The sequence below is a fragment of the Cupriavidus basilensis genome (assembly GCF_029335485.1).
Lineage (GTDB): Bacteria > Pseudomonadota > Gammaproteobacteria > Burkholderiales > Burkholderiaceae > Cupriavidus > Cupriavidus basilensis_E.
On the sequence record NZ_JARJLM010000731.1, the window covers coordinates 1 to 10,159 of the forward strand.

13 protein-coding genes and 1 pseudogene are annotated in these 10,159 nt (G+C 65.4%); 7 read left to right on the forward strand and 7 right to left on the reverse strand.

All coding sequences use genetic code 11. From position 1 onward, the window contains the following. The coding region (locus tag P3W85_RS44905) for a MarR family winged helix-turn-helix transcriptional regulator (protein ID WP_276269584.1) at positions 1 to 414 on the forward strand (414 nt) is incomplete at its 5' end. A 144-nt stretch (positions 415 to 558) separates the two neighbouring features. Here the strand turns inward: P3W85_RS44905 and P3W85_RS44910 are convergent. After that, positions 559 to 711: pseudogene (locus P3W85_RS44910) on the reverse strand (integrating conjugative element protein); the annotation flags it as partial. A 299-nt stretch (positions 712 to 1,010) separates the two neighbouring features. Here P3W85_RS44910 and P3W85_RS44915 point away from each other — a divergent pair. Further along, positions 1,011 to 1,181 carry a hypothetical protein gene (locus tag P3W85_RS44915; RefSeq protein WP_276269585.1) on the forward strand — a complete coding sequence of 57 codons (171 nt, stop codon included), beginning with the start codon at positions 1,011 to 1,013 and terminating at the stop codon, positions 1,179 to 1,181. Positions 1,182 to 1,209: 28 nt separating this feature from the next. Here the strand turns inward: P3W85_RS44915 and P3W85_RS44920 are convergent, their stop codons facing one another. From P3W85_RS44920 to P3W85_RS44930, 3 genes are all read right to left on the reverse strand, one after another. Next, positions 1,210 to 1,494, reverse strand: coding sequence for a hypothetical protein (locus P3W85_RS44920; protein WP_276269586.1), 285 nt, complete (start codon positions 1,492 to 1,494; stop codon positions 1,210 to 1,212). A 189-nt stretch (positions 1,495 to 1,683) separates the two neighbouring features. Continuing rightward, the gene (locus tag P3W85_RS44925) at positions 1,684 to 2,274 is read right to left on the reverse strand and encodes a hypothetical protein (protein WP_276269587.1); all 591 of its coding nucleotides are present in this window, start codon (positions 2,272 to 2,274) and stop codon (positions 1,684 to 1,686) included. Between the two features lie 172 nt (positions 2,275 to 2,446). Then, the gene (locus P3W85_RS44930) at positions 2,447 to 2,722 is read right to left on the reverse strand and encodes a hypothetical protein (protein ID WP_276269588.1); all 276 of its coding nucleotides are present in this window, start codon (positions 2,720 to 2,722) and stop codon (positions 2,447 to 2,449) included. Positions 2,723 to 2,953: 231 nt separating this feature from the next. Here P3W85_RS44930 and rimO point away from each other — a divergent pair, with 231 nt between their 5' ends. From rimO to P3W85_RS44950, 4 genes are all read left to right on the forward strand, one after another. After that, positions 2,954 to 4,333 carry a 30S ribosomal protein S12 methylthiotransferase RimO gene (rimO, locus tag P3W85_RS44935; RefSeq protein WP_276269589.1) on the forward strand — a complete coding sequence of 460 codons (1,380 nt, stop codon included), beginning with the start codon at positions 2,954 to 2,956 and terminating at the stop codon, positions 4,331 to 4,333. Between the two features lie 103 nt (positions 4,334 to 4,436). Further along, complete coding sequence (gene bktB, locus P3W85_RS44940; protein ID WP_276269590.1) at positions 4,437 to 5,621, forward strand: beta-ketothiolase BktB; 1,185 nt, start codon at positions 4,437 to 4,439, stop codon at positions 5,619 to 5,621. Positions 5,622 to 5,640: 19 nt separating this feature from the next. Continuing rightward, positions 5,641 to 6,303, forward strand: a complete 663-nt coding sequence (locus tag P3W85_RS44945) for a hypothetical protein (RefSeq protein WP_276269591.1) — start codon at positions 5,641 to 5,643, stop codon at positions 6,301 to 6,303. A gap of 107 nt (positions 6,304 to 6,410) precedes the next feature. Then, on the forward strand, positions 6,411 to 7,637 hold the full coding sequence (locus tag P3W85_RS44950; RefSeq protein WP_276269592.1) for a cystathionine beta-lyase: 1,227 nt from the start codon (positions 6,411 to 6,413) through the stop codon (positions 7,635 to 7,637). Positions 7,638 to 7,686: 49 nt separating this feature from the next. On the opposite strand, the gene P3W85_RS44955 is transcribed toward P3W85_RS44950, so the two are convergent. From P3W85_RS44955 to P3W85_RS44965, 3 genes are read right to left on the reverse strand one after another with little or no spacing between them, the layout of a single operon-like run. Then, a complete protein-coding gene (locus P3W85_RS44955) occupies positions 7,687 to 9,315 on the reverse strand; it encodes a PepSY-associated TM helix domain-containing protein (protein WP_276269593.1) in 1,629 nt (542 codons plus the stop codon). 33 nt (positions 9,316 to 9,348) lie between these two features. Beyond that, positions 9,349 to 9,663 (reverse strand): hypothetical protein, encoded by a 315-nt coding sequence (locus tag P3W85_RS44960; protein ID WP_276269594.1) that lies wholly within the window; start codon positions 9,661 to 9,663, stop codon positions 9,349 to 9,351. Beyond that, positions 9,660 to 9,962 (reverse strand): hypothetical protein, encoded by a 303-nt coding sequence (locus P3W85_RS44965; RefSeq protein ID WP_276269595.1) that lies wholly within the window; start codon positions 9,960 to 9,962, stop codon positions 9,660 to 9,662. Before P3W85_RS44965 ends, P3W85_RS44960 begins: the two co-directional genes overlap by 4 nt. On the opposite strand from P3W85_RS44965, the gene P3W85_RS44970 reads away from it, so the two are divergent. Next, on the forward strand, positions 9,961 to 10,159 hold a 199-nt coding region (locus P3W85_RS44970), incomplete at its 3' end, for a hypothetical protein (protein WP_276269596.1). The genes P3W85_RS44965 and P3W85_RS44970 overlap by 2 nt on opposite strands.

Sequence of the window (10,159 nt, forward strand, 5' to 3'; positions counted from 1 at the left end):
TTGTGGAAAATCTCCAATGCCTGGCAGCGCCGGCAGCGGCAAGCGCTACAGCCCTATGGCCTCACCCACTCGCAGTTCGTGGTGCTTGCGACCGCCACCTGGTTCGGCGCGGACGAACCGCTGACCCAGGCGCGGATCGCGCAGCTCACCGGGATCGACCCGATGACCACCTCCCAGGTGCTGCGGGCGCTGGAGGCGGCCGCGCTGATCGCACGTGGCGACCATCCCACCGATCCGCGCGCCAAGGCGATCGAGGTCACGCGTGCCGGCCGCGAGCTGGCGCGCAAGGCGGTCGTGGTGGTGGAAGATTGCGATGCCGCGTTCTTCGCGCCGGTCATGGGGGATGCGGCGCGGCTGGTGAAGCTGTTCCAGGCGCTGGTGCAGGGCGACCAGGCCGATGCCGATCAAGCGTGACGATTCGCGCCTTGAAACGACTGCGGCCTGCTGATTGTCAGGTGATCTTGGCCGCGGCTGTTTTACCTGCTGCCTTTGCGTCGGTCGTCGAGTCGCTCAGCCCACGTAGCACATTCCCCGCACGGACACCGGCCCACCCCAACGCTGCGACCCACAGCCGGCGTTGCTGCCCCCGACCCAGGGGACGCCGCTATCGCCCCGGCTTTTCTCCGCTTTCTCGACGGCGCTGACGGCGTCGTTGTTGCCCGAACGCACCACGTCCTTGAGCGCCATCCCTTCGGCCAGGCGGCTCCATCCGAACCACGTTCATGTCGGCCATGAGGCCCCGGCAAACTCCGGCAAGCGGTTAAAATGCGCGATTGGCTTTGTACCGCCAGGTGGCCATGTCCCGCCTCGCCCGCCCCACATTTGGAAGTAACCGTGAAAAACCCTGCAGAATCAACGACTAAGAAAGACCATATTCCGAATGTGGGATTCGTGAGCCTCGGATGCCCCTGAGATAGCGAAAATATACTCAGGCGCGCCGGTCTGATCCCTTATGGATCAAAGGCTTAGCCATTTTTGCCTGTTGCACCGTCACAACTACTCGCACTGTCATGGACGAAGAACAGAAGGAATTCGAGGCGGCGCTGCTGCGGTCGGTCAAAGACATGGCGGCGGGGAAGTACGCGCGAAAGACCGTTTTCGAAGTGGACGGCGACAAGGTTCGGCGTGTCTCGGAAGAGCTGCCACCTCAGAAAAGCGAAACCCCATACAAGGCGGGGTAGGGTCCGGGCAGGTGCGCACTAAATCGGCTCAGCAGTATCGAGCCCTGCCCAGTTGCATGCGTATCGAGTCTTCGGCGCTGTAAATGCGAAGGTGCCCCTTGCCGATTAGGAATCGGCGGTACGAGGCGATGGATGTCTGCCAAGCTACTTCGCAAACGTGCGATCCTGCTTCGTATATTTTTCCGGATGGGTCGATGACGGCGAGCGTGGCTGGCTTGCCGTTGATAAGCTGAACGGTCAGCCCTTCATGGCTTACAGCGCTGATGACTGCGTTGCCGAGAGAAACGATGTCTTGGTATTGGTCGCCTATCATGGCCGCCCCGTTGTTTTGTAGGCGGAATCGTAGTGCATGGCGGCAAAACAAAAACCCCGCGCATGGCGGGATTTGTTGTCTCAGGCTTCGGCCAACTCCAGCAGGTCGGGCCGGGCATCGACTGCGTGGGTAACGGCTCGCTGAGTTGGCGCCTCCAGAATAAAGCCCAGCGCATGGCTGGGCTTGGTATCAAAAAGCCATTTCCGCCTGCATTTCTGCGACCCAGATCGCCGCGCTATTGCTCGACTCGATTCTGTTTGCGATGACTTCGGCACGCTGTCCAGCGGTCGGCGGGACGTACATTCCGAACCGCTGGATGCTCCCTCCGTTGACTGCGGCATTTGTGGAGTCGGCGCTAGCGAGAGGTAGGCGACTGAACACTTCCGGGTCAAGCATGCGGAGGCCGTGCAATCTCGATGGGGGGCGCCCATATTCATCACACACAGCGTTCATGGCCTGATTCATACGCTTCCACCAAGCGCCAGTTCCTGGGGTCTTCCATTGACCGGAACTTCCGATGGCAACAGTGCGCCAAGATGTGGTTAGGCGCTGGAAGCGTTCAAGCGACTCGTGCAGATGCCACACCGGCACTCCTTCGAGGTGTTGCGGCCATTCGGCGAGCAAGCGATCGTTTTCTTCTTCGTCGCCATCAATCACATCTGGGATCAAGGCCCAGTCAAATCCTGGGTGCCGGTGCCAGTCCTCAACCCATCGATAGTAGCCTTCGGTGTCGAGGTGGCCGCCCTGCCTCCAAATGCTGAAAGCGCCGTTGTCGAACACGAATGATTGGCAAACATCAGCGACCGCGCCAATATCGTCTTGCCTTGGGAACGGGACGAGAGCATGTCTCCCAGATAGGAACTGAACCACATCTTTTCGATTACCCCCGACGGGCGTGCCATGGTAGTGAATCACTGACGCGCCCACGGCGAGATGAGGTAAGCGGCGGCGATCATTCCATCGCCCTCAGTGTTTCAATTTGAACGCCCTGGTGTTCCGCCGTGATCCGCTGTTCACCGCCGAATCGCTCATACAAGGATGCGGCGATTTCCTCGTGGTAGCCCTTTTTTATCAGGGCTGTCGCGGTCTTTATGTGCTCTACAAGGATGGTCTCCCTCGACTTGATTTCGAGCTTGTAGACGATTGAATCCCCGTCAGACGGGCAGGTTGCTACGAAGGTGTGGCGATAGGTATTCACTACAACTTGCTTGGCGCTGGGGATTTTCAATTCTCATGATCTCGTGTGCAGAAGGGTGTGAGTTTTGCCGTCCGTGGCGAGGTGATTTGGTGCGGGTTTCCGATCCGCGCGGCTAACGTAACTGATTAGCGAAAGGTTTACAACATCACATTCATGATGGGCCGAAATGCGGGGCTCTGGACGGGCGCCCGAGCGGGTAAAATGGCAGATTGGCTTTGTGTCCTAGGGCACAATTCCGGCCCCACGACATTGAAAGTCCCCGTGAAAAACTCTTTAGAATCAAAGACTAAGCTCGACACATCGCCTCGCATTGGTATGATTTCACTTGGATGCCCGAAGGCTTTGGTCGACTCCGAGCAGATCATTACCCAGCTGCGCGCCGAAGGCTATGCCATCAGCGGCACCTACGACGGCGCCGATCTCGTGGTCGTCAACACCTGCGGCTTTATCGACGAAGCCGTGCAGGAAAGCCTGGACGCCATCGGCGAGGCGCTGGCCGAGAACGGCAAGGTGATCGTCACCGGCTGCCTGGGCGCGAAGAAGAACGCCGCAGGCGAGGACATCATTACCTCGGTTCACCCGAAGGTGCTGGCCGTCACCGGCCCGCATGCGCTGGGCGAGGTGATGCAGGCCGTGCACACCCACCTGCCCAAGCCTCACGACCCGTTCCTGGACCTGGTGCCGGCCGCCGGCATCAAGCTCACGCCCAAGCATTACGCTTACCTGAAGATATCCGAGGGCTGCAACCATCGCTGCTCGTTCTGCATCATCCCGTCGATGCGCGGCGACCTGGTCTCCCGTCCGGTGGCGGAAGTCATGCTGGAGGCCGAGAACCTGTTCAAGTCGGGCGTCAAGGAACTGCTGGTGATTTCGCAGGACACCAGTGCCTATGGCGTGGACGTGAAGTACCGCACCGGTTTCTGGGACGGCCGTCCGCTCAAGACGCGCATGACCGAGCTGGTCGCCGCGCTGGGCGAACTCGCCGCCAAGTACGGCGCCTGGGTCCGCCTGCATTACGTGTACCCGTACCCGCACGTCGACGAGATCATCCCGCTGATGTCGCAGGGCCACGTGCTGCCTTACCTGGACGTGCCGCTGCAGCACGCCCACCCGGACGTGCTCAAGCGCATGAAGCGCCCGGCCAATGCCGAGAAGACCATGGACCGCATCCGCGCCTGGCGCGAGATCTGCCCTGAGCTGACCATCCGCAGCACGTTTATCGCGGGCTTCCCCGGCGAGACCGAGGCGGAGTTCCAGACGCTGCTGGATTTCATCGCCGAGGCCGAACTGGACCGCGTGGGCTGCTTCGCCTATTCGCCGGTCGAGGGTGCCACCGCCAACGACCTGCCGGGCGCCTTGCCCGACGAGGTGCGCGAGGAGCGCCGCGCGCGCTTCATGGAAGTCGCCGAGGAAGTGTCCGCCCGGCGCCTGCAGCGCAAGGTGGGCCAGACCCTGCGCGTGCTGGTGGACGAGATCAACCAGGACGGCGGCATTGGGCGTTCCTCGGCCGATGCGCCTGAGATCGATGGCCTGGTCTATATCGATCCGCCGGCCCAGGGTTTGCCGCGCTACAAGGTTGGCGAGTTCGTCTCGGTGAAGATTACCGGTGCGGATGGCCACGATTTGTGGGGCGAAGTCTGAGGCTGGCCGTGGCTGCAGGTCCGCTTAGGTAAAAGTACGGTCGTTCGTTTTGCCCGGCGCGCCGCTATACTGTGCGCTGCAACATCAGCCCAGGAGACACAAGATGACACGTGAAGTGGTGGTGGTGAGCGGCGTGCGGACCGCGATCGGTACCTTCGGCGGCAGCCTGAAGGATCTTTCCCCGACCCAGATGGGTGCCATGGTGGTGCGTGAAGCACTGGCCCGCGCCCAGGTCAGCGGTGACGATGTCGGCCATGTGGTGTTCGGCAACGTGATCCAGACCGAACCACGGGATATGTACCTCGGCCGGGTGGCGGCAGTGGAGGGCGGCGTCACCATCGACGCGCCGGCACTGACCGTCAACCGCCTGTGCGGCTCGGGCCTGCAGGCCATCGTGAGCGCGGCGCAGTCCATCCTGCTGGGCGACACCGACGTGGCCATCGGCGGCGGGGCGGAAAGCATGAGCCGTGCGCCGTACCTGGCGCAGTCGGCACGCTGGGGCGCGCGTATGGGCGACGCCAAGATGCTCGACATGATGCTGGGCGCGCTGCATGACCCCTTCCATGGCATCCACATGGGCGTCACCGCCGAGAACGTGGCCAAGGAATACGACATCAGCCGCATCCAGCAGGACGAGGCCGCGCTGGAGTCACATCGCCGTGCGTCGGCGGCGATCCGCGCCGGTCACTTCAAGGACCAGATCCTGCCGGTCACGCTGAAGGGCCGCAAGGGCGACGTCACCTTCGACACCGACGAGCACGTGCGCCACGACGCGGTCATGGAGGACATGTCCAAGCTCAAGCCGGTCTTCGTCAAGGAGAATGGCACGGTTACCGCGGGCAATGCCTCGGGCCTGAACGACGCCGCCGCCGCCGTGGTCCTGATGGAGCGTGCCGAGGCCGAGAAACGCGGCCTCAAGCCGCTGGCCCGCCTGGTCTCCTACGCGCATGCCGGCGTCGATCCCAAGACCATGGGCATCGGCCCGGTGCCGGCCACGAAGAAGGCGCTGGAACGCGCTGGCCTGACCGTGGTCGACCTCGACGTGATCGAAGCCAACGAGGCCTTTGCCGCACAGGCCTGCGCCGTCACCAAGGCGCTCGGGCTGGATCCGGCCAAGGTCAACCCGAACGGCTCGGGCATCTCGCTGGGCCACCCGATCGGCGCCACCGGCGCGCTGATCACCGTCAAGGCCCTGTACGAGTTGCAACGGGTGCAAGGCCGCTATGCGCTGGTGACCATGTGCATCGGCGGTGGCCAGGGCATTGCGGCCATCTTCGAACGACTCTGAACCTGACCCCGAGGCTGTCTTGCGGCGCGTAGCGATCTTCTCCCGTTCCGTTTCCCTGTCACTGGCAGCCGGGCTGGCCGCGGCAACGCTGGCCGGCGCCGCGCTGGCCGCCGGCGGTACCGAGCTGTCCACGGGCACCGGCGCCAATCAGGCTGCTACCGGCAGCCAGGTGCAGGGCAGCCAGGTACAGGGATTCGGCATCAACGAGGCGATCCGCGACGGCGAGGCGCGCCGCGGCACGCAGCTTTCCACCGGGGCCGCGCCCAGGCCGCTGTCGCCGCGGCCCGAGTTCGCATCGTTACCGGTCTACGCAGGCACGCTCGGCGGCCAGCCGGTGCGCCTGCGGCTCGGGCCCAAGCCCGATGAGCGCGACAGCGTGCATGGCGAGTACGGCGTCGGCCGCACGGGTGGCGTGCGCCTGCTGGCCGGCGAATACGAGAATGGCGCTTTCCTGATGGAAGAGTCCAATGACGGCACGCATGTCACGGGCAATTGGGAGGGCACCATCGACGGCGCCGGCGTCGTGCATGGCAACTGGACCGACCCGCTCAACCCGGCCATCGTGCTGCCCTTCATGATCCGGCCCCTGGGCGTGCTGGTCATTCCGCCCTTCGACATGACGCCGGGCAGCGGCATCACCTACGCGCCGCCGCCGCCGAAATCGTCGATCAACGGCAGGTAGGACAGGCACGGGCGCGTCTGCGCCGGCAAGGCGCGGGTGTGCCAACGCGCACCTGAATGCTGGTAAGCTCGAACGTTCATCGAGTCATCGCCAGACAAGGAATCGCCGTGTCCGACCGCAAGCCACCCGAGCAGCCCGCTTCCCAACCCGCCTTCCTGCAAACCGTGGCGGTCCAGCCAGAGCTGGATATCGCCCCCGGCTTCGCTTCGTTCTCTCCCCCCACGCATCGCGGCTCCACCGTGGTTTTCCGCAACCTGGCGGAGCTGCGCGCGCATGGCGACGGCGCCACCACCTATTGGCGCTACGGCTTGCATGCCACGCCTACCAGCGAGGCGCTGTGCCAGCATCTTGCGCTGATCGAAGGCGCGCGCGACACGCTGCTGCTGCCATCCGGCCTCGCCGCGATCTCGCAGGTGTATTTCGCACTGGTCAAGTCGGGCGACGACGTGCTGATTCCCGACAACGTCTATGGCCCCAACCGCGAGCATGGCGAATGGCTGGCTCGGGATTACGGCGTGTCGGTCCGTTATTACGACCCCATGATCGGCGCCGGCATCGCCGGCCTGATCCGCCCCAATACCCGCCTGATCTGGATGGAGTCGCCGGGTTCGGTGACCATGGAGGTGCCCGATACCCAGGCCATCGTCGCCGCCGCGAAGGCGCGCGGCGTGATCACGGCGATCGACAATACCTGGTCGGCCGGTGTTTATTTCCGCCCCTTCGACAATGGCATCGACATCTCGGTGCAGGCGTTGACCAAATACCAGTCGGGCGGCAGCGACGTGCTGATGGGCGCGGTGCTGACCCGCGACGCGAAGCTGCATGACCGCCTCAGGCGCGGCCGCATGCTGATGGGCTGGGGCGTGTCGGCCGACGACTGCTACCTGGTGCTGCGCTCGCTGCCGAGCATGCCGGTCAGGCTGGCCGCCCATGACCGCGCCGCGCGTGAAGTGGCCGAATGGCTCACCCAGCGCCCCGAGGTGGTCAAGGTCCTGCACCCGGCCTTGCCGGATTGTCCCGGCCATGCATTCTGGCGGCGCGATTTCAGTGGCGCCACCGGCTTGTTCTCGGTCGTGCTGCATGCGCGCTACACGCGCGCGCAGGTCGATGCCTTCGTCGAGGCGCTGCGCCTGTTCGCGATCGGCTGGTCCTGGGGCGGGGCGCACAGCCTGGCGGTGCCGTATCACGTTCCCACCATGCGTCCGCAGGGTAGCTGGCCGCCCGCGGGCTGGCACGATGCCGGCGAACTGGTGCGTTTGTACATCGGCCTGGAAGACACCCGCGACCTGATCGCCGACCTGCGCGGCGCGATGGAAGCCCAACTGAAGGTGTGAGCCGGGCGGGGGCGCCAGACGGTATCCGGCGCGTGCCCTGCCTTCCGTGCTAGTTCGCGGCCGCGTCTGCCACGGTGGTTTCGGCCACCCCGGTGCGTGCCTTTTGCATGGCCCACACCGAGTTGGGCGGACCGCTGCGGGCGCGGCGCTGCGTGGCCAGGGCCAGTGCGGCAAAACCGCAGGCCAGCGCCAGTGCGCCGATATCGAAGCCCGCCACGGCCCAGTGGCCGGCCAGCGCGGCGCGCCAGAGATAGTCGCCCGTCACCAGCGCATTGACCAGCGGCACCAGCAGGGCGGCTGCGGTGGCGGTCCAAAGCAGTTCGATCGCGGCGCGTGCCGGCGGCCGCAGCAGGGCCCAGCCGATCGCTGCGAAGAAGACCGGGAAATACGTGTAGCCGGTGGCGCGCGCGGGCCAGAGCAGCGCCCCGCAGAAAGCCGCCGCCACCGCGATGCAACAACCGATGCATACGCCGACGGTGGCCTGCGCCAGCAGCCGGTGCACGCGGGGCTGCTCCTGCTGTCGGGTCTTGCGCCGCGATTCAATCCACAGCAGGTTGCCGGAATAGAACAGGAAGGCACCTGCCAGTCCCGCCAGCAGGTAGACCAGCCGCAGCGCCAGGCCGCCATAGGTGCCGAAATGCAGGTCATACAGCGCGCTGTAGATGGCATGGTTGGCGTCGCGGCTACCGGCGGCCTGGTTGGCCAGCACCTTGCCGCTGTCGGGCCGCCCGGCCGCGGCGCGTACCGAGACCGAACCGTAGTTGCCCAGCGCGCGGGCACTGCCGCCGCGAATCTCGATCAAGGCGCTGGCATCGCCATAGTGCTGGTAGCGCAGCGACAGCGGCGCGAAGCGCTCGCCCGCGCTGGCCCGTGCCGCGGCCAGCAGGGTGGCGGCGGGAAGGGGTTGCGCCGGCTGGCCTGACGCCTTCAGCTCCGGCGAGGCGGTGGTCAGGCGCGGCAAGGCTTCGAGCAGCTTGCCGTCGAAGGCCATGACGTTGAACACCATGACCAGCACCATCGCCAGGCAAAGCACCGCGCCGGTGATGGCGAAGACCAGGTGGAAGGGCAGGCTGAACAGGCCGATGACATTGTGCGCATCCATCCAGAAGCGCTTCAGGTTGCGCCCGGGCCGTATCGCGAACAGGTCCGGCTTCAGCCGCGGCAGGTGCAGCAGCACGCCCGACACCAGCGCCAGCCCGTACAGCACCGCGACGACGCCCATGAAGTAATTGCCGGCCACCGGCACGCCAAGCGTGTAGTGGAGGCTGTCGATAAAGGCTGCCAGTTCACCCTGCGCGGCGTCGAGCGAGGTGTCCTTGGGCGTGTTCCTGCCCGCGGCCAGGCTGGCGGAGGTGGTGGTCTGCCATTCGCCGGCCTTGTCCTGCCAGTAGGCCCTCAGGCCGGGCTCATGCTTGGTCGGCAGCGTCACATAGGCGCTGGCGGCGGCGTTGGGATGCGCCGCCACCAGCGCGTGCATGAAGCCGTCGAGCGCGGCCGGATCGGGGCCCGCGGCGGCCGGGTGCCCGGCCACGGTGCGTTGCGGCGATTGCCAGGCATGCAGTTCTTCGTGGAAGACCGTGATCGCGCCGGCGAAGAAGGCGATGAACAGGGCCCAGCCGGCCATCAGGCCGACCCAGGTGTGCAGGGTTTGGTAAAGGCGCAGGGTGGCGGCTTTCATTGGATAGTCCTTGTGCGCTTGTCCTTGTGCGTGTCACGCCGCGCCGGGCGCCAGCAGCAGGCGCCACGCCCATAGCAGGCCAAAAGCGGCCAGGTTGCCTGCCGCCAGGCATAGCCACGCGGCACGGCTGGTGGCAAAGAGCACGCTGGCGCAGATGATCGCAACCCACAGTGGCAGGCAGGCCAGCAGCGCGCCGATGGCGCCGCTCTCCCAGCCGCCCGGCAGCCAGATGACCGATAGGGCGCACAGCGCCACGGCGAGCGGCAAGCCAAGGAGGGTGCCGGCCAGCCATTTCGTGCCCATGGCCTGCTGTGGCTTGCGTGGGGTCCGGGGGCTGGCGGCGCTCATCTGCGGGCCTGCACCGGGTGCTGCCGCCTGGCATCGCGGTAAGCGCCGGCGAAGGGCCAGAGCGAAAGGCCGGTGCCGACCGTGGCCAGCGTGGCGACGGTCGCGGCGGGCCAGCCCTGCGTGGTGCTCCATGCCCACGCCGAGACGGCGATCGCCGCCACGCCCAGCCAGCACAGGCGGGTACCGCGGTTTTGTGCCACGGACTGCCCCGGTGGCAGCGGCAACAGGCGCTGGTTGGGCGAGGCCAGGTACAGGCAGCAGGCGCCGCCCAGGCCTAGCAGCAAGGCAAACACTTGCATGGCAGGTTCAGGGAAAAAATCGATAAAAACGAATGATAATAATTACCATTTGAATTCGCAAGAAATGCTGGAGGGGATCGAGGACGGGGGGAGTCTCAGGCGTTGCCTGAAACGCAGGACGCCCGCCGCAGCGGGGCGGGGGCTTTCCACCTTCAAAGTCAAAAGCCGTTTCGCCTCCCCTTCGGGGAGACGATCTG

What these genes read in the sequence shown, in the direction of transcription:
- P3W85_RS44960 (WP_276269594.1), bottom strand. Translation starts at nt 9,663, where the DNA reads ATGAGCGCCGCCAGCCCCCGGACCCCACGCAAGCCACAGCAGGCCATG.
- P3W85_RS44965 (WP_276269595.1), bottom strand. Translation starts at nt 9,962, where the DNA reads ATGCAAGTGTTTGCCTTGCTGCTAGGCCTGGGCGGCGCCTGCTGCCTG.
- P3W85_RS44920 (WP_276269586.1), bottom strand. Translation starts at nt 1,494, where the DNA reads ATGATAGGCGACCAATACCAAGACATCGTTTCTCTCGGCAACGCAGTC.
- P3W85_RS44915 (WP_276269585.1), top strand. Translation starts at nt 1,011, where the DNA reads ATGGACGAAGAACAGAAGGAATTCGAGGCGGCGCTGCTGCGGTCGGTC.
- P3W85_RS44955 (WP_276269593.1), bottom strand. Translation starts at nt 9,315, where the DNA reads ATGAAAGCCGCCACCCTGCGCCTTTACCAAACCCTGCACACCTGGGTC.
- bktB (WP_276269590.1), top strand. Translation starts at nt 4,437, where the DNA reads ATGACACGTGAAGTGGTGGTGGTGAGCGGCGTGCGGACCGCGATCGGT.